The organism is Streptomyces sp. NPDC043896 (genome assembly GCF_056435605.1).
Window position 1 is genome coordinate 47139 of the sequence record NZ_JBWKEE010000035.1, and the last position, 20500, is coordinate 67638.

General features: G+C 72.6%; 20 protein-coding genes and 1 riboswitch. Of the genes, 7 read left to right on the plus strand and 13 right to left on the minus strand.

All coding sequences use genetic code 11. From position 1 onward, the window contains the following. Positions 1 to 286: 286 nt before the first annotated feature. Positions 287 to 979 (minus strand): copper homeostasis protein CutC, encoded by a 693-nt coding sequence (locus AC069X_RS34770; RefSeq protein ID WP_478735107.1) that lies wholly within the window; start codon positions 977 to 979, stop codon positions 287 to 289. 109 nt (positions 980 to 1088) lie between these two features. On the opposite strand from AC069X_RS34770, the gene AC069X_RS34775 reads away from it, so the two are divergent. Continuing rightward, on the plus strand, positions 1089 to 1799 hold the full coding sequence (locus AC069X_RS34775) for an HD domain-containing protein (protein ID WP_478735109.1): 711 nt from the start codon (positions 1089 to 1091) through the stop codon (positions 1797 to 1799). An 81-nt stretch (positions 1800 to 1880) separates the two neighbouring features. Further along, positions 1881 to 3101 carry a Cmx/CmrA family chloramphenicol efflux MFS transporter gene (locus tag AC069X_RS34780; RefSeq protein ID WP_478735111.1) on the plus strand — a complete coding sequence of 407 codons (1221 nt, stop codon included), beginning with the start codon at positions 1881 to 1883 and terminating at the stop codon, positions 3099 to 3101. Here the strand turns inward: AC069X_RS34780 and AC069X_RS34785 are convergent. From AC069X_RS34785 to AC069X_RS34800, 4 genes are all read right to left on the minus strand, one after another. Further along, the gene (locus tag AC069X_RS34785; protein WP_478735113.1) at positions 3088 to 4590 is read right to left on the minus strand and encodes a caspase family protein; all 1503 of its coding nucleotides are present in this window, start codon (positions 4588 to 4590) and stop codon (positions 3088 to 3090) included. The genes AC069X_RS34780 and AC069X_RS34785 overlap by 14 nt on opposite strands. Beyond that, positions 4578 to 5735, minus strand: coding sequence for a lipase family protein (locus tag AC069X_RS34790; RefSeq protein ID WP_478735115.1), 1158 nt, complete (start codon positions 5733 to 5735; stop codon positions 4578 to 4580). The genes AC069X_RS34785 and AC069X_RS34790 overlap by 13 nt, the downstream gene beginning before the upstream one ends. Before the next feature lie 86 nt (positions 5736 to 5821). After that, positions 5822 to 6094, minus strand: a complete 273-nt coding sequence (locus tag AC069X_RS34795) for a DUF4031 domain-containing protein (protein WP_478735117.1) — start codon at positions 6092 to 6094, stop codon at positions 5822 to 5824. 7 nt (positions 6095 to 6101) lie between these two features. Beyond that, a complete protein-coding gene (locus AC069X_RS34800; protein WP_478735119.1) occupies positions 6102 to 6479 on the minus strand; it encodes a hypothetical protein in 378 nt (125 codons plus the stop codon). A 147-nt stretch (positions 6480 to 6626) separates the two neighbouring features. On the opposite strand from AC069X_RS34800, the gene murQ reads away from it, so the two are divergent. Together murQ and AC069X_RS34810 are read left to right on the plus strand one after the other, a co-directional pair. Continuing rightward, entirely contained in the window at positions 6627 to 7592 is a 966-nt protein-coding gene (gene murQ, locus AC069X_RS34805; protein WP_478735121.1) for an N-acetylmuramic acid 6-phosphate etherase, read from the plus strand. A gap of 53 nt (positions 7593 to 7645) precedes the next feature. Further along, positions 7646 to 9118, plus strand: a complete 1473-nt coding sequence (locus tag AC069X_RS34810; protein WP_478735123.1) for a PTS transporter subunit EIIC — start codon at positions 7646 to 7648, stop codon at positions 9116 to 9118. Here the strand turns inward: AC069X_RS34810 and AC069X_RS34815 are convergent, their stop codons facing one another. Both AC069X_RS34815 and AC069X_RS34820 read right to left on the minus strand, forming a co-directional pair. Continuing rightward, entirely contained in the window at positions 9119 to 9337 is a 219-nt protein-coding gene (locus AC069X_RS34815) for a hypothetical protein (RefSeq protein WP_478735125.1), read from the minus strand. It lies immediately after the preceding gene. Positions 9338 to 9431: 94 nt separating this feature from the next. Further along, positions 9432 to 10625, minus strand: a complete 1194-nt coding sequence (locus AC069X_RS34820) for a S8 family peptidase (protein ID WP_478735127.1) — start codon at positions 10623 to 10625, stop codon at positions 9432 to 9434. A 376-nt stretch (positions 10626 to 11001) separates the two neighbouring features. Between AC069X_RS34820 and AC069X_RS34825 the strand changes: the two genes are divergently transcribed. Then, on the plus strand, positions 11002 to 11403 hold the full coding sequence (locus AC069X_RS34825) for a protease inhibitor I9 family protein (RefSeq protein ID WP_478735129.1): 402 nt from the start codon (positions 11002 to 11004) through the stop codon (positions 11401 to 11403). A 21-nt stretch (positions 11404 to 11424) separates the two neighbouring features. Here the strand turns inward: AC069X_RS34825 and AC069X_RS34830 are convergent, their stop codons facing one another. From AC069X_RS34830 to thrC, 6 genes are all read right to left on the minus strand, one after another. Then, complete coding sequence (locus AC069X_RS34830; RefSeq protein ID WP_478735131.1) at positions 11425 to 12171, minus strand: LamG domain-containing protein; 747 nt, start codon at positions 12169 to 12171, stop codon at positions 11425 to 11427. 42 nt (positions 12172 to 12213) lie between these two features. After that, a complete protein-coding gene (locus AC069X_RS34835; protein ID WP_478735133.1) occupies positions 12214 to 12846 on the minus strand; it encodes a phosphoribosylanthranilate isomerase in 633 nt (210 codons plus the stop codon). A 373-nt stretch (positions 12847 to 13219) separates the two neighbouring features. Next, the gene (groL, locus tag AC069X_RS34840; RefSeq protein WP_045950713.1) at positions 13220 to 14839 is read right to left on the minus strand and encodes a chaperonin GroEL; all 1620 of its coding nucleotides are present in this window, start codon (positions 14837 to 14839) and stop codon (positions 13220 to 13222) included. Positions 14840 to 15154: 315 nt separating this feature from the next. After that, positions 15155 to 15361: a cold-shock protein gene (locus AC069X_RS34845; protein WP_008743607.1), complete on the minus strand. Its 207-nt coding sequence runs from the start codon at positions 15359 to 15361 to the stop codon at positions 15155 to 15157. A gap of 383 nt (positions 15362 to 15744) precedes the next feature. Then, on the minus strand, positions 15745 to 16023 hold the full coding sequence (locus AC069X_RS34850; RefSeq protein ID WP_007265553.1) for a MoaD/ThiS family protein: 279 nt from the start codon (positions 16021 to 16023) through the stop codon (positions 15745 to 15747). Between the two features lie 36 nt (positions 16024 to 16059). Next, positions 16060 to 17334, minus strand: coding sequence for a threonine synthase (thrC, locus tag AC069X_RS34855; RefSeq protein ID WP_478735135.1), 1275 nt, complete (start codon positions 17332 to 17334; stop codon positions 16060 to 16062). A gap of 17 nt (positions 17335 to 17351) precedes the next feature. Continuing rightward, positions 17352 to 17490, minus strand: a riboswitch (SAM riboswitch). Positions 17491 to 17703: 213 nt separating this feature from the next. Here thrC and AC069X_RS34860 point away from each other — a divergent pair. Next, positions 17704 to 18654, plus strand: a complete 951-nt coding sequence (locus AC069X_RS34860) for a glucosyl-3-phosphoglycerate synthase (protein ID WP_478735137.1) — start codon at positions 17704 to 17706, stop codon at positions 18652 to 18654. 116 nt (positions 18655 to 18770) lie between these two features. Further along, a complete protein-coding gene (locus tag AC069X_RS34865; protein ID WP_478735139.1) occupies positions 18771 to 20246 on the plus strand; it encodes an alpha,alpha-trehalose-phosphate synthase (UDP-forming) in 1476 nt (491 codons plus the stop codon). Positions 20247 to 20500 lie beyond the last annotated feature (254 nt).

The window sequence follows — 20500 nt, forward strand, 5'->3', positions numbered from 1 at the left end:
CGGGCGCCCCGCCGGGGCGGGGGCTGCGGGCCGCCGCCGCGCGGGGCGGGGTCCCCTGGCCTCAATCTCCAGCCCGCCGGCGATTGAGGCGACGGGCGCCGCGCGCCCGTACCGGGGTCAGGGGCGGAGCCCCTGGGAACGGTGGAAGGGCGGGGAGGGGCAAGCCCCCGCAGGACAGCCGCCGCACGGCAACCCCCGCACGGCAGCAGCCCCCGCACGGCCGGCGCCTCCGCCCTGCCCGGGCAAGGGCCCCGCAGGGCAGGGCCCCGCAGGGCAGGGGCCGGAACTAGCCCAGTGCCTCGCGCCACCGCGCGACGGCGGCGGCCGAGACCGGCCGGTCCCACCCGGAGGGACGGGCCGCGCCGCCGATGTGGAACGCGTCGACGCCCGCCTCCCGGAGCACCGGCAGGTGCGCCAGCGACAGACCGCCGCCGACCAGGATCCGCGGCTCGTATCCCGGCTCACCGCGCCGCCCCGCCGCGGCCTCCGCGATCAGCACGCCGAGCCCCTCCGCGACACCGGCCGCCGAGCCCGCCGTCAGGTACGTGTCCAGCCCGGGCAGGTCCGTGAGTGCCTTGCGCAGGCCGTCCCGGTCCGCGGCGCGGTCGATGGCCCGGTGGAAGGTCCAGCGGCAGCCGTCCAGCTCCGCGAGCACCGCCTCGACCGCGTCGAGGTCCGGGCTGCCGTCGGGGTGCAGGAAGCCGAGGACGAACTCCTCCGCGCCCTCCGCCCGCAGCCCGTGCGCCGTCTCCACGAGCGCGGAGACGTCGCCCGCCGCGAATCCGTCCGACGTGCGGAGCATCACGCGCAGCGGGATGTCGACCGCCGCCCTGATCGCCGCGAAGGTCTCGCGCGACGGGGTCAGCCCGTCGGCGGCCATGTCGGTGACCAGTTCGAGTCGGTCCGCTCCACCCGCCTGGGCGGCGACCGCGTCCTCCGCGTCGAGGGCGATCACCTCCAGGAGTGCACGGTTGCTCATGTGATCCCATCCTTCATGCCCATGTGGAAATAGGTCTAGTCCAATATCCAGAGTACGGGCCTCACCCCGTGCACCACCAGCAGAATGACGCCACCCCCACAATGTCCGCATGGACACGCCCGACACGCCGCGCGACACCCCGCCCGGCACGCAGCCCGGCACCAAGCCCCCCACCAAGCCCGGGACGGCGCCCGGCACCGCCGCCCTCCGCGCCCGCTGGGACGCCACCGCCACCGCCGCCGGCGCCACCCGCGACCCCGCCCCCTACGCCGACCGCCTCCTCACCGCCTGGGCGGAACCGCAGCGCCGGTACCACACCACCGCGCACCTGGCCGACGTCCTCGCGCGGGCCGACGTACTCGCCGGACACGCCGCCGACCCCGCCGCCGTCGAGCTCGCCGCCTGGTTCCACGACGCCGTCTACCGCCCCGACCGCTCCGAGAACGAGGAGCGCAGCGCCGCCCTCGCCGAACGCGCCCTCCCCGAGCTCGGCGTCGACGCCGCCCGCACCGCCGAGGTGGCCCGCCTGGTCCGGCTCACCGTCACCCACGACCCCGCCCCCGGCGACACCAACGGCGAGGTGCTCTGCGACGCCGACCTCGGCGTCCTCGCCGGCACCCCCGACGCCTACGCCGCCTACGCCGCCGCCGTCCGCGCCGAGTACGCGTTCGTCCCCGACGAGGCCTTCCGCACCGGCCGCGCCGCCGTCCTGCGGCAGCTGCTCGCACTGCCGCGCCTCTTCCGCACCCCGTACGGAACCGCGCACTGGGAGGCCCCGGCCCGCCGCAACCTGGAGGCCGAGCTGGCCGCGCTGACCTGACATACGCGACGGGGCGCGGGAATGCGTCCTGCTTCGAGGCGGTTCGGGTAGAACATGCCAGCATCCCGAACCCGATCCCGCATGCCCGTCGCCGTCTACGTCCTGGGCCTGTCCGTCTTCGCGCTCGGCACCAGCGAATTCATGCTGTCCGGTCTGCTCCCGCCCATCGCCGAGGACATGGGCGTCACCATTCCGCAGGCGGGCCTGCTGATATCCGCCTTCGCGATCGGCATGGTCGTAGGGGCACCCCTGCTGGCGGTCGCCACGCTGCGCCTCCCTCGACGCACCACCCTCATCGCCCTCATCAGCCTCTTCGGCCTCGGCCAGGTGGCGGGTGCGCTGGCGCCCTCGTACGCGTTCCTCTTCGTCTCCCGCGTGGTGTCGGCCCTGGCCTGCGCCGGGTTCTGGGCCGTCGGCGCGGCCGTCGCCATCGCCATGGTCGACAAGGGCCAGCGGGCCCGCGCGATGGCCGTCATGATCGGCGGCCTGTCGATCGCCAACGTCCTCGGCGTCCCGGCCGGAGCCTTCCTCGGCGAGCAGTTCGGCTGGCGCTCCGCGTTCTGGTCGGTCGGCGCCGCCTCCGCCATCGCCCTCGCCGGCATCCTGGCCCTGATCCCGAAGATCCCCCTGCCCGCCGAGAAGCCCCGCCTCGGCCGCGAGCTGCGCATCTACCGCGACCGCCAGGTGTGGCTGTCCATCGGCGTCACGGCCCTGGCGGCGGGCGGCGTCTTCTGCGCCTTCAGCTACCTGTCGCCGCTGCTCACGGACGTGGCCGGGCTGGACTCGGAGTGGGTGCCGTGGATCCTGGGCCTGTTCGGCGTCGGTGCGCTGATCGGGACCACCGTCGGCGGGCGGATCGCCGACGCGCACCTGTTCGGGGTGATGCTCTGGGGCATCACCGCCTCGACGGTGTTCCTCGGGGCCCTCACCGTGCTGGCGTCCAGCGCCGCCGCCGCGATCGCCCTGTCGTTCCTGCTCGGCGTCTCGGCGTTCTTCACGGCCCCGGCGCTGAACGCCCGGATGTTCAACGTCGCCGGCGCCGCCCCCACCCTCGCGGGGGCCACCACGACGGCCGCGTTCAACCTGGGCAACACCGGCGGCCCGTGGCTCGGCGGCACGGTCATCGACGCCGGCTTCGGCTTCGCGTCCCCGGCGTGGGCGGGCGCGGCGATGACGGTCACCGCGATCGCCCTCACGGCCCTTGCGCTCCGCTGGGAACGCCGTACGCCGGCCGGTGCGAGCCGGGTCGTCGCCGGCTCGGCCGCCGCCCGGGCATCGGCGGACGCTGTCAGGGGGACGTGAACGGCATCGAGTGCCCGCGAACGGGGGTGGCCTGCGCGTTGAACCCCGCGGTGCTCCCGGCCTCAGTGGCGATGCGGACCTCATAGGGTCCGGGCGCCAGCTGGGCGACGGTCAACGAGACCGTCTCCTCCTTGTTGTCCGCCGTGAAGGTCCGCTTCGTCGACCCCACAGCGGTCACATAGGTGCCCTTCGAATCGACCGCCCAGACGGTCACCGTGACCTGCTTCGGCACGGTCGACCGGACTTTGGCCGTCAGCGTGATCCGCTTGCCGTCCTTCACGTAGCAGACCGTCTCGTGGACGCTCGGGACATTGTTGTTCTGGTTCGAGCCTCCGCACTGCTCCTCCGGGCCGGCAGCCTTCTGCGGGACGGGCGCCGAGGCGGACGGGGCCGAGGCGGACGGTGAGGCGGAGCCCCCGGCCGACGGCACGGGCGAGGGCGACGCCGCTGCGACTTCCTTGCCCGGCACCGCAGGGCCGGCCGCCGGGGCGGCCTCCAGGTCCGTCTTCCGGTCCCCGTCCTCACCCTTGCCGTGCAGGAACATCGCCACGATCGCGACCATCGCCACCAGCGCCAGCACCCCGCCCCCGGCCAGGACCCCGGCCCGGCCGGACCTGGCGGCCGCCTCCGCCCGCTTCGCCTCCGGCGAGGTGGGCGGGGCCGGCGCGGGGTCCCGCTGCCAGATCTCCACGTCCCCACCGATCGGCTGGATCACCAGCGTCACGGGCGTCTGGAGCTGCCGGGCACCCAGGCGGTGACCGGTGAAGTGCTCCTTGACGTGCGCGACCAGCGCGTCGAGGTCCGTCTTCAGGCCCGGCGAGTGCTCCTCCAGCCAGTCCATGACGGCGGTCGAGAAGGCCCCTGTCCGCCCGGCACCACGCTGCTTCGCCGCCTGTCCCGGCGCGGCCGCGAGCAGCATGAACTGCTCCACCGGGAGGCGGCTCTTGCCCGTCGGCAGGGTGGCGACGGCCGGTCTGGTCTCCCCGGCCTGGACGAATGTCGCGCAGGTGTCCACCAGGAAGACCTGCCTGCGGCAGCGCGCGACGTCCGGACGGGTCAGGTACTCCCGCAGGTCCATCAGGTCCAGGCAGCGCGGCTCGGCGTCCGAGGCGTCCGGGCAGAACAGCAGCCTGCGGTCACCCCGGTCCAGTGCGCCGTGGCCGCCCCAGTACACGTACAGCAGGTCGCCCTCGGGCACGGTCCGCGGCGGGGCGAGCTTGTCGAGGATCTGGTCCCGGGAGATGACGGTCTCGATGTCGAGGCCCAGGTCCCGCGCCTGGGTGTTGAGGTCCGCCCAGGAGGCTTCCACGGGCCCCAGCAGCAGCCGGATGTTCCGGCCGGGTACCCCGCGCCTGCGCAGCCAGCGGGCGAGCCGCATCGCGTCGGCGGCAGCACCCGGCAGCTCCCTGTCCTTGACGCGCGGGTAGTGCTCGATGGCGACCAGCAGCGCGTGCACCCGTTCCGGGTCGGGGGCGGTCAGTTCAGCCATGCGTCGACCGCGCTCCAGACATCGGGGTTGGACCAGTACGTGGTGTGCGCCCAGGGGAAGGGCTGGCGGTTGTCGACCCGGTGGTCGTCGGCCCGGCCCGGGAACACCTCCGAGGCCCGGTACGAGAGGAGGTCGCGCTCGTCGTAGACGTTCAGCCACTTCGCCGGGAAGCCGGCCGGCAGGGTCTCGGGGTGTTCGAGGGAGACCAGGGCGCCGATCTCGTAGAAGTACGGCGCCTGCGAGCCGACGGTGATCAGCTGGTCCACGCGCTCCAGCCGCTCGCGCACCAGCAGGTCGACGCAGGCGACCCCGCCCAGGCTGTGCGCGATCACGGTGACCGCGTCTCCGGGGGTGTTCTCCAGCGTCCGCTTGATCTGGTCGCGTACGCCCTGGCCACGGGCCTGGTACTTCAGGATGTCGCCGATGGCCGGCAGCGCGGCGTCGCCCCACGCCCCGCGGCGGTGGCGGCCGCGCCAGCCGGCGGGCCGGGCGAGGGCCCTGGCGAGGAAGCCGCCGACGGACCGGCCTTCGGCGTACAGCTCGGTGCCGAGGACGGCGAGCAGTTCGTCGCGCACGATGCCGGAGACCTCGCCGCCCCGGTCGAAGGAGAGGGCGAGGGTCATGGCCACCACCGCGCGGGCCACGGCGCGCCGGTGCTCGGTGCCGTCGGCGTCCGCGGTGGCGGCGGCGTCGTGGAGTTCGGGCGCGCCGACCACGACCCGCAGCGCCTCGGTGAACTCCTCGGCCAGGCCGCGCGCGGCGAAGGCCTCGACCACCGCGGGCCCCGGTACGTAGCCGGTGATCTCGGCGAGGAACTCGTCCGAGGGCGGCAGTCCGAAGCCGAAGCCGGTTTCGGGGGCGGGCTGGAGGCCGAGCAGCCGCAGTTCGTACCAGGGGTCCTCGTACAGGACGTCCCAGACGGCGATCTCGTCGTCCTCCGGCGCACCGCCGCGCGACTGGTGGTAGCGGGGGACGGAGGCCCCGTCGAGGGTCATGGCCGCGCCCTGCTCCCTGCCCCAGAAGCAGCCGCGGACCTCCAGGCCGGGCCGGATGTCCGCGAGCCGGGCCCGGACCGCGCCGAAGGTCTCCTTGTACGAGGCCTCCCGGACCCCTGTCCCGTGTACGAACAGCACTGACCGACGCACGATCCCCCTCATGCCGATACGAGTGGCCGAACCGCGGTCATCCTAGTCCAGCAAATCGCCCTGGAAGCAGGAGAGATGACGGGCATTCAGGCCACTGGCGGGCGATGTTTCGGCCGTCGCAGGCCCGCCGCCGTGAGGCGGCGGACCAGTTCCTTGCTGCCGATCTCGACCGCGCCCGCCGCGACCGCGTCCGCGTAGCGGTGCGAGGGCACGTCGTAGTGGTCCCGCTCGAAGGCCCGCGGCGGGCAGCCGATGCCCGCCGCGAAGGCGTGCAGTTCCTCGTACGAGACGTCGCTGACCAGGTGCGACCACATGCGCCCGTGGCCCGGCCAGACCGGCGGGTCGATGTACACCGTCACCGGCGGCTCACCGGCCCGGGTGGAAGACGGGGCCGAGACCGCCCACGGCCGCCACCTTCACCCCGGCTTCCGAGCACACCCAGTGCGGGTCGGGCCCCAGCTCCGGTTCCACGTCGAGCGCGTGCGGTTCACCGTGCGCGCAGACGGGGCACAGGGGCCAGCGCCCGTACTTCTCCAGCAGGGCGTCCTTCACGTCCTGCGCGACGAGTCCGGCGAGGTAGTCGACTCCTTCCGGCCACTGCTCCACCCACCACCGGCGGTGCGTGACCGAGTCCTCGACGAGGGAGACGACATCGGCATCGGCGACCTCACCGGCGGCGAGATCGGCGAGAACGAGGGCACGGGCGACATGCAGCGCCTGTTCGAGGGGGGTCGCGTGGTCCATGGGCTCATTGTCAACCCGCACCCGCCGCCAGACGAAGAGTCCCTTTGCATATATTTTGCTCCGATTTTCTACTATTCAGGCTCTGCGGCATCGGAGCGCGGGGCGTGCCTTCTTGCCCCCGGCCCCGCCGGAAAATAGGTTCCAGCCGTGAGCGAGAACCGCACGACCGCGTACACCGCACTCCGCGCCCAGCTCGACACGCTGACCACCGAGGCCTTCCGCCCCGAGCTCGCGGAGATCGACCGGCTCTCCACCCTGGAGATCGCCCGCGTCATGAACGCCGAGGACGCCACCGTCCCCGCCGCCGTCGCCGCGCGGCTGGAGGAGATCGCCGCCGCCGTCGACGCCATCGCCGAACGGATGGCCCGCGGCGGCCGGCTCGTCTACGCGGGCGCCGGCACCGCCGGGCGGCTCGGGGTGCTGGACGCCAGCGAGTGCCCGCCCACCTTCAACACCGACCCGGCGCAGGTCGTCGGCCTGATCGCGGGAGGCCCCGAGGCCGTGCTGAGGGCCGTCGAGGGCGCCGAGGACTCGCGCGAGCTGGCCGCCGCCGACCTCACCGCCCTCGGCCTGACCCGCGAGGACACCGTCGTCGGCGTCTCCGCCTCCGGCCGCACCCCGTACGCGGTCGGCGCGGTCGAGTTCGCCCGTGCGCGCGGCGCGCTCACCGTCGGCCTGTCCTGCAACGCCGGGTCCGCCCTCGCGGCGGCCGCCGAGCACGGCATCGAGGTGGTCGTCGGGCCCGAGCTGCTCGCCGGCTCCACCCGGCTGAAGGCCGGCACGGCGCAGAAGCTCGTACTGAACCTGATCTCGACGGTCACGATGATCCGCCTCGGCAAGACGTACGGGAACCTCATGGTCGACGTACGCGCCTCGAACGAGAAGCTGCGCGCCCGCTCCCGCCGCATCGTCGCGCTGGCCACCGGCGCGCCCGACGCGGAGATCGAGGCCGCCCTCGCGCAGACCGGCGGCGAGGTGAAGGACGCCGTCCTCGTCGTCCTCGGCGGGGTCGACGGCGCGGAGGCCGCCCGTCTGCTCGCCGCGTCCGGCGGGCACCTGCGCGAAGCCCTCGCCCGTACCCGGAGAGACCGCAAGGACCGCAAGGACCGGTAGGACCGGCAGGACCGGCAGGACCCGCCCGCTATCCCCCCACGCAAGGCGAGTAGATGTCCACTGACAAGAACCGCGCCACGGCCGCAGCGATCCTCCCCCTGGTCGGCGGCCCGGACAACATCGGCTCCGTCGCCCACTGCATGACCCGGCTGCGGATCGGCCTGCACGACCGCTCCCTCGTGGACGACGCCGCGCTGCGGGCGGTGCCCGGGGTGCTGGGCGTGGTCGAGGACGACACGTACCAGATCGTGCTGGGTCCCGGCGCCGTCGCCCGGATCACCCCCGAGTTCGAGGCGCTCGTCGAGGAGGGCCGCTCGGCCGGCCCGCGGCCCGTCACCGCCGAGGAGCTCGCCGGCCGGGGCGCCGCGCTGAAGGAGGCGCGCAAGGCACGCAACTCCACCCCCTTCAAGCTCCTCCTGCGCCGCATCGCGAACGTCTTCGTCCCGCTGATCCCCGCCCTCATCGGATGCGGGGTCATCGCGGGTCTGAACGGCCTGCTCACCAACCTCGGCTGGGCCCCGGCCGTGGTCCCGGCGCTCGCCGCGATCGCGTCCGGGTTCATGTCGCTGATCGCGGTCTTCGTCGGTTTCAACACCGCGAAGGAGTTCGGCGGCACCCCCGTCCTCGGCGGGGCCGTCGCCGCCGTCATCGTCTTCCCGGGAGTGGCCCGCATCGACGCCTTCGGCGAGCACCTCTCCCCCGGCCAGGGCGGGGTCATCGGCGCGCTGGCCGCGGCCCTGCTCGCCGTGCGGGTGGAGCGGTGGTGCCGGCGCTGGGTGCCGGAAACCCTGGACGTGCTGGTCACACCGACCCTCACGGTCCTCGTCACCGGCCTGGTCACCCTCTTCGGCCTGATGTTCCTCGCCGGTGAGGTGGCCGCCGCGATCGGCGCCTTCGCGAACTGGCTGCTGACCGCCGGCGGGGCCCTCGCCGGGCTGGTCCTCGGCGGCCTCTTCCTGCCGCTGGTGATGCTGGGCCTGCACCAGGCCCTGATCCCCATCCACACCACCCTCATCGAGCAGTCCGGCCACACCGTCCTGCTGCCGATCCTCGCCATGGCGGGCGCGGGCCAGGTCGGCGCGGCCATCGCCGTCTACTGCCGCCTCCCGCGCAACGGCTCGGTCCGCACCACCATCAAGTCGGCGCTCCCGGCCGGCTTCCTGGGGGTCGGCGAGCCGCTGATCTACGGGGTCTCGCTGCCGCTGGGCCGCCCGTTCGTCACCGCCTGCGTCGGCGGCGCGGCGGGCGGGGCCTTCGTCGGGCTGTGCAACCAGCTGGGCGTGGCCTTCGGTTCGACGGCCATCGGCCCCTCCGGCTGGGCTCTGTTCCCGCTGCTGGACGGTACGTCGGGCATGGGCGTGACCGTCGCCGTCTACGGGGGCGGCCTCGCGGTGGGCTATCTGGTCGGCTTCGCCGCGACGTACTTCTTCGGCTTCACGAAGCGGATGCTGGCCGAGCTCGACTCCGACCCGGGGCCCGCCGCTCCGGCCGGCCCCACCGCGTCCAAGGAGGCGGTACCGGCCTGATCAGCCGCCCCCGCGCTGGTGCAGTACGGCGGCCAGCCGCAGCGCGGTCTCGATGTTGCAGCGGCCGAGGTCGACCAGCGGCAGCCCGTACGAACCGGCGGCCGAGACCCGCTCCACGTCCAGCGACGGGAAGACCACCCCCACCCCGTGGAGGGCGTCCTTCAGCTGCCGTACGGCCTCCTCGGCCGCCCGCATCCGCTCCTGCGGGGTGAACGTCATGACGTGCCGCCTTTCCACTCCGGGTGTTCGGGTCCGGCACACAGAGTGGCGATCAAGGGCCCGGGGTTCAACCGGGCCCTCGGCGCCGGGAACGTCAGAGACCGGAGGTGAACAGCAGCTCGTTCGGGGTACCCGGGCTGACGGAGGACAGGACGTCCTTGGAGGACCCGTGGTGCAGGAAGGCGGCGATGGCCGCGGGGAGTTCGGCCGGGTGGGCCTGCTTGTGGAGCACGGCGACGCCCGCGACGTGCGGCGCGGCCATCGAGGTGCCGTTCAGGGCGATGCCGCCGCCGCCCAGCTTCGCGGAGACGATCTCCTGCCCGGGCGCGTAGAGGGAGACGCAAGAGCCGTAGTTGGAGAAGGAGGTCTCCTGGTCGTGGCGGTTGCTCGCCGCGACCGTCACCACGCGCGCCGCCGACGCGGGCGAGACGTTGCAGGCGTCCTGCGCGTCGTTGCCCGCCGCGATGACCGGCAGGACCCCCGCGTCGGAGAGGGCGGTGGCGGCGTGGTTGAGGGCCTCGGACCTCGGGCCGCCGAGGGAGCCGTTGAGCACGGCGGGCTGCTTGGCGTTCCTGGCCACCCAGTCCATGCCCGCGATCATCCCGGCGTAGGAGCCGCGGCCGTCACAGCCGAGGACGCGGACGCTGACGAGGTTCGCCTTGTGGGCCACGCCGTACGTGGCTCCGGCGACCGTGCCCGCGACGTGCGTGCCGTGGCCGTTGCAGTCCTGGCCGCGCTGGGTCGCGGCGTCGGGCATGGCGTCGTAGCCGAACCGGGCGCGGCCGCCGAACTCGGGGTGCGCGTAGTCGATGCCGGTGTCCAGGATGTACGCGGTGACGCCGGCGCCGCTGCCGCCCACGGTGAAGTCGTCGTCCAGCGGCAGCCTCCGCTGGTCGATCCGGTCCAGGCCCCAGCTCGCGGAGGGCGCCCTGGTCGTGCCGGGCGCGGCCGGCACCGGTACGGAGGCCACCCGCGTGTCCTCCTCGACGGCCTTCACCCCGGGGCTCACCCGGATCGCCTCCAGCTGGAGCGGGGTGAGGGGGACCGCGAATCCGTTGAGGGCGGAGGAGTAGACGTGCCGGGGCTTCAGCTTGAGCTGCCCGGCCAGTTGGGCCGCGTCGACGCCCTGGGCGAGGGTGACGATGTACTCGCCGGGCACGGCGTCGGCGGAGGTCTGCAGCGGCGCCGGGGTCGGCTCCGGGGTGTCCGCGGAGGTGGCCGTGCCGGCGGCGACGACCGGGGCGAGGGCGAGGAGGGCGGCGGTGGCGGCACGGGCGATCAGGCGCATGGGGGAACTCCCAAGGGGCGGCGCGACAGGGGGGAGCCGCCCCCGTGCGATGCCGTGAACACGCCGCGGAGGGCGGCCGTCCTCTTCATCGGTGCGCCTCCGGCCGGCACTTGAACCCACCGGCCCGCACGGCCCACGGACCCTGCGGCGCCCTCGGGAGCCGTCCCGCGCCCCCTGGAGAAAGGATCCTTCCCGGTTGACGCCCAGGGCCCGCCACCTGCCGCGACCGTCCACGCGCCGGCCCGGCAAGTTCACCCGTACGGGGAGCGGCGCACGCGCCCGGCGAGGGGGCGCACGCCCCGTTCACCCCCGCGCCCGTACGCCACGCCCGCCGGGGTCGTTGACCGGGCCCGGCGGGCGTGATGGCCTCGCGGTCATGCGCATTCGCCCGAGCCGGTCCCTGTCCCTGCCGACGGCCCGCACGGCCGTCGCGGCCGCGGCACTGGCCGCCGTGGCCGCACTGCCCGTACTGCCGCTCCTGCCGCTGCTCCCCGCGCTGCCCGCCCACGCCGAGGCCGGCGCCACCGCCGGCGCGCCGGGGGCCTTCGCCGCCGGGGAACCGGCCGCGGACCAGCCGTCGTACCTCGTCACCGTCCACGAGGGCCTCGACCCGGCGGCCGTCGCCGGGGCCTACGGGATCCGGCCGACGCAGGTGTTCCACAGCGTGGCCAACGGCTTCGCCGCCCGCCTCTCCCCCGAACAGGTCGAGGCCCTGCGGGCGACGCCGGTGGTGGTGTCCGTCGAGGAGGACGGCCAGGCCGTGGGCGTGCCCGCCTGACGGCAGGAGACTGCTCCGCCGCTACGCCCGGTGGACGCGCAGCTCTGAGACCTCGTACGACATCTCGGTGAGCCCCGGGCCGGGCGCGGGGTGGTAGCGGCCCGCGGAGACGGACAGGTTGACGATGAGGTACGCGTGCCAGCCGCGGCCGACGCCCCGGCCGTCGGAGTAGACGCGCAGGCCGTTCACCCACCAGATGACGGACCTACGGCCGAACTCCACCTTCAGGTCGAGCCACGCGCCGGGGTGGACGGTGGGGTCGCGGAGGTAGCGGTGGGCCTCGCGGACGTGGTTGGACAGTTCCAGCATGTCCGGGTTGTCGGGGTGGTACTCGAAGACGTCGATCTCCTGGCCGCCGTCCCGCCAGGTCCAGATGGCGGGCCAGGCACCGATCTCCACCGGCAGCCGGACGCGGGCTTCCAGGACGTCGCCGGTGCGGACCTCGAAGCCCTGGTCGCTGCCCTCGGTGGTGAGCAGCCCGGCGTCCCAGTTGCCGTCGGGGCGCAGGGTCGCGCGGAAGGTGCCGCCGCGGCTGTAGGCGGGGTCGGCGGTGAGGTGGTCGAGTTTGTTGTCGCCGGGGTTGACGGGGCCGCCGTCGGGATAGGCCCAGGAGCGGCCGGCCACCCATTGGGTGGTGGAGGAGAAGTCGGCGGTGAAGACGGGGGTGCGGCGCGGGGTGAACACGGGCAGCAGTCCGCCGCCTCCGCCGCCCGAGGGGGCGAGGCGGCGGGTCAGGCGCCGCAGCCAGCCGTACGTTTCCGGGTCCATGCGGCGGTTGTGCCCGCCGGGCCCGCCCCCAACCCCCCGTTCTCACTCAGAGTAATCACATGAACGCGCTGCTTCGATGAAGGCGCGGATCAGTTCGGGGGACTTCACCCCGCGCTCGCGCTCGACCCCGCTGGAGACGTCCACGCCCCAGGCGCCGGTGGCGCGCACCGCTTCGGCGACGTTGCCCGGGGCGAGCCCGCCGGCCAGCAGCCACCGCCCCCCGGGTGCCGTGAACTGCTCGGATCCCCAGTTCCAGGGCTTGCCGGAGCCCGGGTCGGGGGCGTCGATGAGGAGCAGGTCCTCCCCGTACTCGCCGCAGCGCCCGACGTGCTCGGCGGTGGCGCGCAGCAGGGTGCGCCCGGGAGCGCGCAGGCGCGCGTAGTACTCGGCGGGCTCGTCGCCGTGCAGCTGTACGCCGCGCACGCCGCTCTCCTCGGCGAGCCGGCGCACCTCCTCCAGGGACTGCCCGCGGAACACCCCGACGGTCAGCACCCCGTCCGGCACCCGCGCGGCCAGCTCCCGCGCCAGGGCGGCGCCGACGGTACGGGGGCTGCCGGGTGCGAGGACGAACCCGACGGCGTCGGCCCCGGCCTCCACCGCCACGTCGACGTCGTGCGGGGTCTTCAGCCCGCAGATCTTGACGAAGGGGGTCCCGCGCTCGCTGCTTTCGCTCATGCCCCGAGTCAAACAGACCCGCCTCCACCCCGCCGATACGTCCCACCCTCCGGGCGGCCGCGGCGGCCCGGACGGCCCGGGGCTCAAGTCCCGAGAGTCCGAGCGCTTTGTCTGTGGAATGGGTGGTGGGCGGAGCCCACCACCACCCACCGCCCTTACCGAACCCCGCCCATACCAGGACGGATGACGATCCGTGATCGACTTGCCACGGAGGGACATGAGGCTCTGACTTGCGGCTGGAAACGAATTCGGCCCCCGCCGGTGCGCCAACACCGGACGAGGGCCTGCCCAACGGAAACGCCCGAGGGCGGCACCCCCTCCGCCGGGAAGGGGTGCCGCCCTCGTTCGAGAACAGCCGATCAGCCGGGGCCGATCAGAAGTCCATGTCACCGCCCGGCATGCCGCCCGGAGCGGCGGCGGCCTTCTCCGGCTTGTCGGCGATGACGGCCTCGGTGGTCAGGAAGAGCGCGGCGATGGACGCGGCGTTCTGCAGCGCGGAGCGCGTGACCTTCGCCGGGTCGATGATGCCCTCGGCGATCATGTCGACGTACTCGCCGGTGGCGGCGTTCAGACCGTGGCCGACGGCCAGGTTGCGCACCTTCTCCACGACGACGCCACCCTCGAGACCACCGTTGACGGCGATCTGCTTCAGCGGGGCCTCCAGCGCGAGCTTCACGGCGTTGGCGCCGGTCGCCTCGTCACCGGTGAGCTCCAGCTTCTCGAAGACCGAGGAGGCCTGCAGCAGGGCCACGCCACCACCGGCGACGATGCCCTCCTCGACGGCCGCCTTCGCGTTGCGGACGGCGTCCTCGATGCGGTGCTTGCGCTCCTTGAGCTCGACCTCGGTCGCGGCACCGGCCTTGATGACGGCCACGCCGCCGGCCAGCTTCGCGAGGCGCTCCTGGAGCTTCTCGCGGTCGTAGTCCGAGTCGGAGTTCTCGATCTCGGCGCGGATCTGGTTGACGCGGCCCTGGACCTGGTCGCTGTCACCGGCACCGTCGACGATGGTGGTCTCGTCCTTGGTGATGACGACCTTGCGGGCGCGGCCGAGCAGGTCGAGACCGGCGTTCTCCAGCTTGAGGCCGACCTCCTCGGAGATGACCGTGCCGCCCGTGAGGATGGCGATGTCGCCGAGCATGGCCTTGCGGCGGTCGCCGAAGCCCGGGGCCTTGACGGCGACGGACTTGAAGGTGCCGCGGATCTTGTTGACGACCAGGGTCGACAGGGCCTCGCCCTCGACGTCCTCGGCGATGATCAGCAGCGGCTTGCCGGACTGCATGACCTTCTCCAGGAGCGGCAGCAGGTCCTTGACCGAGCCGATCTTGGAGTTGACGATCAGGATGTACGGGTCGTCGAGGGACGCCTCCATACGCTCCATGTCGGTGGCGAAGTACGCCGAGATGTAGCCCTTGTCGAAGCGCATGCCCTCGGTGAGCTCCAGCTCCAGACCGAAGGTCTGGGACTCCTCGACGGTGATGACGCCTTCCTTGCCGACCTTGTCCATGGCCTCGGCGATGAGCTCGCCGATCTGGGTGTCGGCGGCGGAGATGGAGGCCGTGGAAGCGATCTGCTCCTTGGTCTCGACGTCCTTGGCCTGGGCCAGCAGGGCGGCGGAGACGGCCTCGACGGCCTTCTCGATACCGCGCTTGAGGGCCATCGGGTTGGCGCCGGCGGCTACGTTGCGCAGACCCTCGCGGACGAGCGCCTGGGCGAGGACGGTCGCGGTGGTCGTACCGTCACCGGCGACGTCGTCCGTCTTCTTGGCGACTTCCTTGACCAGCTCGGCGCCGATCTTCTCGTACGGGTCCTCGAGCTCGATCTCCTTGGCGATGGAGACGCCGTCGTTGGTGATCGTGGGGGCGCCCCACTTCTTCTCAAGGACGACGTTGCGACCCTTGGGGCCAAGGGTGACCTTGACGGCGTCGGCGAGCTGGTTCATGCCACGCTCGAGACCGCGCCGGGCCTCCTCGTTGAACGAAATGATCTTGGCCATGTGAAGTGGTCCTCCCGGACAGGGGTGGATTGCTCCGGACCGCGCCCGCGCCCGCGACGGACGGCCTGCGGACCCGGCGGTTCCTTCCCGCCGGACCCTGCGGGCCTCACCGGCCCGGTCCTCGTCTGAGTAGCACTCTCACCGGGAGAGTGCTAACGCCAATGATTAGCACTCGACCCCCACGAGTGCAAGCGGCTTCAGGCAACACGCGGGCGACGTGCGGGCGACACGCACGAGGGGCCCACATCCCTGTCCAGGATGTGGGCCCCTCATGCGTCTGTGCGTGCGTCGGTGGCCGATCGCGTTCGCTCCGACTCAGCCGGCCGCGAGCTTGACCATGTCCGCCTGCGGACCCTTCTGGCCCTGCGAGATCTCGAACTCGACCCGCTGACCCTCTTCAAGGGTGCGGTATCCGTCCATCTGGATGGCGCTGTAGTGGACGAACACATCCGCACCACCGTCGACCGCGATGAAGCCGTAGCCCTTCTCCGCGTTGAACCACTTGACGGTGCCCTGAGCCATGCCTAACTCCCCTATTACTGGCCCTTGCGCGGGACCGCACTTCGCGATCCCGGGTCAGAACTTGCGCCGGAACGCCTCGACCGCGGCTGAATGTATCCGCACCGGTGCTGTCAGCAACAGGTCAATCCGACGAGAAATCTGGACACACGGAAAGCTGGAAATAGAGTGAAAATTTGGCATATTCCAGGGCAACTCGGGCCAGACAAGCCGCACCAAAGGCCCAAAAGGCGCGCGCATGTTGACTGAATGTCAACCATCCGTCCGTCCGCTCATATGCGGCGGGCATGGACAACGGAGGGGACTGCCCCAACTCTACCGCGCCCAATCAAGCAGAATTGCCCCCTCCGCTTATTGGCGGAGGGGGCAATTCTGATTTGAACGCGTCAGCAGCCGCCCGCGACGGCGGGGATGATCGAGACGCCGGCGCCGTCCGGCGTCGCCGCCTGCAAGCCGCCCTCGAAGCGCACGTCGTCGTCGTTGACGTAGACGTTCACGAAGCGGCGCAGCTTGCCCTGGTCGTCCAGGACGCGCGCGGCGATGCCCGGGTGGTTCTTCTCCAGGGACTCGATGACCTCGGCCAGGGTCGCGCCCTCGGCCGGGACCTCGGCGGCGCCGCCGGTGTAGGTGCGCAGGATGGTGGGGATGCGGACGTTGACGCTCATGGCGCTACCGCCTTTCCGGGTGTGTCAGGGGGAGGGTCAGGCCAGGCCGGCGGCGCGGAACGCGTCCAGGCTCGGGCGGATGGTGGCGGTCTGGCCGCTGTCCGCGGCCACCGCCTCCAGGGTCTTGAGGCCGTCACCGGTGTTCAGGACCACGGTGGTCAGCGCCGGGTCGAGCTGACCGTTCTCGATGAGCTTCTTCGTCACGCCGACGGTCACGCCGCCCGCGGTCTCGGCGAAGATGCCCTCGGCGCGCGCCAGGATCTTGATCGCCTCGACGACCTGCTCGTCGGTGACGTCCTCCACGTAGCCGCCGGTGCGGCGCGCGATGTCCAGGACGTACGGGCCGTCCGCCGGGTTGCCGATGGCCAGGGACTTGGCGATGGTGTTCGGCTTCTGCGGGCGGACCACGTCGTGACCGGCCTTGAAGGCGGTGGACACCGGGGAGCAGCCCTCGGCCTGGGCACCGAAGATCTTGTACGGCTTGTCCTCGACGAGACCGAGCTTGATCAGCTCCTGGAGGCCCTTGTCGATCTTCGTCAGCTGGGAGCCGGACGCGATCGGGATGACGAGCTGGTCGGGCAGCTGCCAGCCGAGCTGCTCGCAGATCTCGTACGCCAGGGTCTTGGAACCCTCGCCGTAGTAGGGGCGCAGGTTGACGTTGACGAAGCCCCAGCCCTCGCCCAGCGGGTCGCCGATGAGCTCGGAGCAGAAGCGGTTCACGTCGTCGTAGTTGCCCTCGATGCCGACCAGGTCGCCACCGTAGACACCGGCCATGACGACCTTGCCCTGCTCCAGGTCGTGCGGGATGAACACGCAGGAGCGGAAGCCGGCGCGGGCGGCCGCGGCGCCGACGGCGCCGGCCAGGTTGCCGGTGGAGGAGCAGGAGAGGGTGGTGAAGCCGAAGGCGCGGGCGGCCTCGACGGCGATCGCGACGACGCGGTCCTTGAAGGAGTGCGTCGGGTTGCCGGAGTCGTCCTTGACGTAGAGCTTGCCGGTGACGCCCAGCTCCTTGGCCAGGTTCTCGGCGTCCACGAGCTTGGTGAAGCCGGGGTTCAGGCTCGGCTTGGAGGCCACGTCCGCCGGGACGGGCAGCAGCGGCGCGTAGCGCCAGATGTTGTTCGGGCCCGCCTCGATCGCCGCGCGCAGGGCCTCCGGGTCGCCGAGCGGGAGCTCGTAGGCGACTTCCAGGGGGCCGAAGCACTCGACGCAGGCGAAGATGGGGCCGAGCTCGAAACGGGTACCGCACTCGCGACAGGAAAGTCCGGTGGCGGGTCCGAGGTCGACAGAGGTGGCGACAGTCTGTGCAGCCATGATGGCGAGGCCCTTTCTCCTCATCTTCCCCATGGCGCACTTCGCCATGAGACGGAATTGGCACCTTCCCTAGCCGGGGCCCCGCGCGTGCGAGAACCGACTGGAGGGTTGCCGGGGCTTCAACGGGCCGTGTCCCTCTGCCCCTCTGGATGAGCGGTATGGCACCGGCACACGCGCTCTCTGGCGCGCCGGTGCGTTTGTGCGCGGGACCCCCGGCATGCGGTGGTCTCTCGCGTTGTTCAAGACTGTAACCGAAGGGACGGGTGGTTGAGACAGCCGTCCGAACCGCGAGATGGATCACAATTCGGCCGAAAACCGCCGAGTGTGACGTGTCGGGTATGCCGCAGATAAGCGCAGGGAGTGCTGAGAGTGCTGGATGAGGTGGAGCGCTGGCTGGCAGACCGCTCCTGGTCCGCCGCCGACCGACCGCTCGACCAGCTGCTCGACCGGAAACGGGCGGCCGGGACGACGGTGAGCGTGGTGCTGCCCGCGCTCGACGAGGAGGCCACCGTCGGGGAGATCGTCGAGATCATCCGGCGGGACCTGATCGAGGCCCCGGCCGTCCCCCTGGTGGACGAGCTGGTGGTCGTCGACTCGGGCTCCACCGACCGCACGGCCGAGGTCGCGGCCAAGGCCGGCGCGCGCGTCGTGCACCGGGACGAGATCCTGCCCCGGATCCCCGCCCTGCCCGGCAAGGGCGAGGTCCTGTGGCGCTCGCTCCTGGCCACCACCGGGGACGTCGTCTGCTTCGTCGACGCCGACCTGCGCGACTTCGACTCCGCCTTCGTCTCCGGGATCGTCGGCCCGCTGCTCACCGACCCGCAGGTGCAGTTCGTCAAGGCGATGTACGACCGCCCCCTCGGGGACGCCCCCGGCCAGGGCGGCCGCGTCACGGAGCTGGTGGCCCGCCCGCTCCTGAACCTCCACTGGCCCCAGCTGGCCGGCTTCGTCCAGCCGCTGGGCGGCGAGTACGCCGTACGCCGCTCCCTGCTGGAACGCCTGCCCTTCCCCGTCGGGTACGGGGTGGAGCTGGGCCTGCTGGTGGACGCGCTGCACACGGTCGGGCTCGACGCGCTGGCCCAGGTGGACGTCGGGGTCCGGCTGCACCGCCACCAGGACGGACAGGCGCTCGGCCGGATGGCCGCGGCGATCTACCGCACCGCGCAGCTGCGGCTCTCGCGCGGGCACCTCGTACGGCCGGAGCTGACGCAGTTCGAGCGCGGGCCGGACGGGTTCGTTCCGCGCACGTACGCCGTCGACACGGAGGAGCGGCCGCCGATGGCGGGCGTCAAGGAGTACGCGGGCCGACGCGTGGCGTGACCGGGGGCGGGGGCGGCAGGGGGGCCGGGCAACCCGACCGTGCCCTTGACCAGGACGTGACGAACCGGACATTTACCGGACGTTTGAGCGAGGAGGACCCGGGCTAGGTTCGCGGCATGGCTTCCCCTGCACCCAAGGCTTCCCAGGTACTCGTCGCCGCCAACCGCGGCCCGCTCTCCTACGCCCTCGCCGACGACGGCGGCCTCACCGCCCGGCGCGGCGGCGGCGGCCTCGTCTCCGGCCTGTCCGCGGCCCTCGCGAGCCGGCCCGAGGCCCTGTGGATCTGCGCCGCCCTCTCCGAAGCCGACCGGGAGGCGGTCCGCCGCGGCGTGTCCGAGCCGGGCGTCCGGATGCTGGACATCGATCCCGAGGTGTACGACGACGCCTACAACGGCATCGCGAACTCCGTCCTCTGGTTCACCCACCACCACCTGTACGACGTCCCGCGCGAGCCCGTCTTCGACGCCGGGTTCCGGCGGCGCTGGGACTCGTACACCGCCTACAACCAGGCCTTCGCCGAAGCCCTCGCCGAGGAGGCCGCCGAAGGCGCCTCGGTCCTCGTCCAGGACTACCACCTGGCTCTGGTCCCGGGAGCCCTGCGCGAACTCCGCCCCGACCTGCGGATCGCACACTTCACGCACACCCCGTGGGCGTCGCGCGAGTTCCTCGACATGCTCCCGGACGACATCCGCGGCCGGCTGGTGTGGGGCATGCTCGGCGCGGACGTCGTCGGCTTCCACACCTGGGCCTGGGCGCACTCCTTCATGGCCGGCGCCCACCTCGACGACGAGCGGGGCATCGCCGAGCCGAAGTTCCCGGCCGGGGTGGAACCGTCGAAGGCCCGGTACGTGGACAAGCACCCCTTGGGCCCCGTACGGCACAGGCGGACCTACGTCAGGGTCTTCAGCCTCGGAGTCGACGCGGACGACCTGCGTGCGCTGGCCCACCGCCCCGAGGTCGACGACAAGCTGGCGGGGCTGCGCACGGAGGTCGGCGACCGCAAGACGATCGTCCGGGTCGACCGCACCGAACTGTCGAAGAACATCCTGCGCGGCCTCCTCGCCTACCGCGAGCTGCTGACCGTGCACCCCGAGTGGCGCGGCCGCGTCGTCCACCTCGCGTCGGCCTACCCCTCGCGGCAGGACCTGGAGGTGTACCGGGACTACACGGCGTCGGTGCGCGAACTGGCCGAGGAGATCAACGCCGAGTTCGCCACGGACGACTGGCAGCCGGTCCTCGTCTCCGTACAGGACGACTTCGCCCGCTCCCTGGCCGCGTACCGGCTGGCGGACGTGGCGCTGATCAACCCGGTGCGGGACGGCATGAACCTGGTGGCGAAGGAGATCCCGGTCGTCTCGGAGGCGGGCTGCGCCCTGGTCCTGTCGACGGGCGCGGGAGCGTACGAGGAACTCCGCGCGGACGCCCTGACGGTCAACCCGTACGACGTCTCGGCCACGGCCGAAGCCCTCCACGAAGCCCTGACCATGCCGGCGGAGGAACGGGCGGAACGCACGAAGCGCCTGGCGGCATCCGCCACGGCCCTCCCCCCGACGGCCTGGTTCGAAGCCCAGCTGGCAGCCCTGGAGGCCTGACGGCGCGGCGGGGGCGCGGGCGCGGGCGCGGGCCCTCTGGGGGGCGACTCGCGCGCAGGCCCGCTATCTCCCCCTCGACCCCCCGGGGCGGGGCGGTGGTTGCCCACCCGCCCCCGGGTGCGGGTGGGTGGCCAGGGGGCGGGACCCCCTCGGGCCGTCTCAGGGAGGTGCTGGGGGTTTCCCGTCAGTCCCATCGTCGTTCCGTGTCGGGCCGGCCTGTCAAGGGCGCTCCCTTCGGTCGCGTCACTTCGTGA

Coding starts and splice junctions, on each gene's coding strand:
- AC069X_RS34825 (WP_478735129.1), top strand. CDS start 11,002: ATGCGCATTCGCCCGAGCCGGTCCCTGTCCCTGCCGACGGCCCGCACG.
- AC069X_RS34815 (WP_478735125.1), bottom strand. CDS start 9,337: ATGACGTTCACCCCGCAGGAGCGGATGCGGGCGGCCGAGGAGGCCGTA.
- AC069X_RS34780 (WP_478735111.1), top strand. CDS start 1,881: ATGCCCGTCGCCGTCTACGTCCTGGGCCTGTCCGTCTTCGCGCTCGGC.
- AC069X_RS34865 (WP_478735139.1), top strand. CDS start 18,771: ATGGCTTCCCCTGCACCCAAGGCTTCCCAGGTACTCGTCGCCGCCAAC.
- AC069X_RS34850 (WP_007265553.1), bottom strand. CDS start 16,023: ATGAGCGTCAACGTCCGCATCCCCACCATCCTGCGCACCTACACCGGC.
- AC069X_RS34845 (WP_008743607.1), bottom strand. CDS start 15,361: ATGGCTCAGGGCACCGTCAAGTGGTTCAACGCGGAGAAGGGCTACGGC.
- AC069X_RS34820 (WP_478735127.1), bottom strand. CDS start 10,625: ATGCGCCTGATCGCCCGTGCCGCCACCGCCGCCCTCCTCGCCCTCGCC.
- AC069X_RS34800 (WP_478735119.1), bottom strand. CDS start 6,479: ATGGACCACGCGACCCCCCTCGAACAGGCGCTGCATGTCGCCCGTGCC.
- groL (WP_045950713.1), bottom strand. CDS start 14,839: ATGGCCAAGATCATTTCGTTCAACGAGGAGGCCCGGCGCGGTCTCGAG.
- thrC (WP_478735135.1), bottom strand. CDS start 17,334: ATGGCTGCACAGACTGTCGCCACCTCTGTCGACCTCGGACCCGCCACC.
- AC069X_RS34830 (WP_478735131.1), bottom strand. CDS start 12,171: ATGGACCCGGAAACGTACGGCTGGCTGCGGCGCCTGACCCGCCGCCTC.
- AC069X_RS34775 (WP_478735109.1), top strand. CDS start 1,089: ATGGACACGCCCGACACGCCGCGCGACACCCCGCCCGGCACGCAGCCC.
- AC069X_RS34835 (WP_478735133.1), bottom strand. CDS start 12,846: ATGAGCGAAAGCAGCGAGCGCGGGACCCCCTTCGTCAAGATCTGCGGG.
- AC069X_RS34785 (WP_478735113.1), bottom strand. CDS start 4,590: ATGGCTGAACTGACCGCCCCCGACCCGGAACGGGTGCACGCGCTGCTG.
- AC069X_RS34810 (WP_478735123.1), top strand. CDS start 7,646: ATGTCCACTGACAAGAACCGCGCCACGGCCGCAGCGATCCTCCCCCTG.
- AC069X_RS34770 (WP_478735107.1), bottom strand. CDS start 979: ATGAGCAACCGTGCACTCCTGGAGGTGATCGCCCTCGACGCGGAGGAC.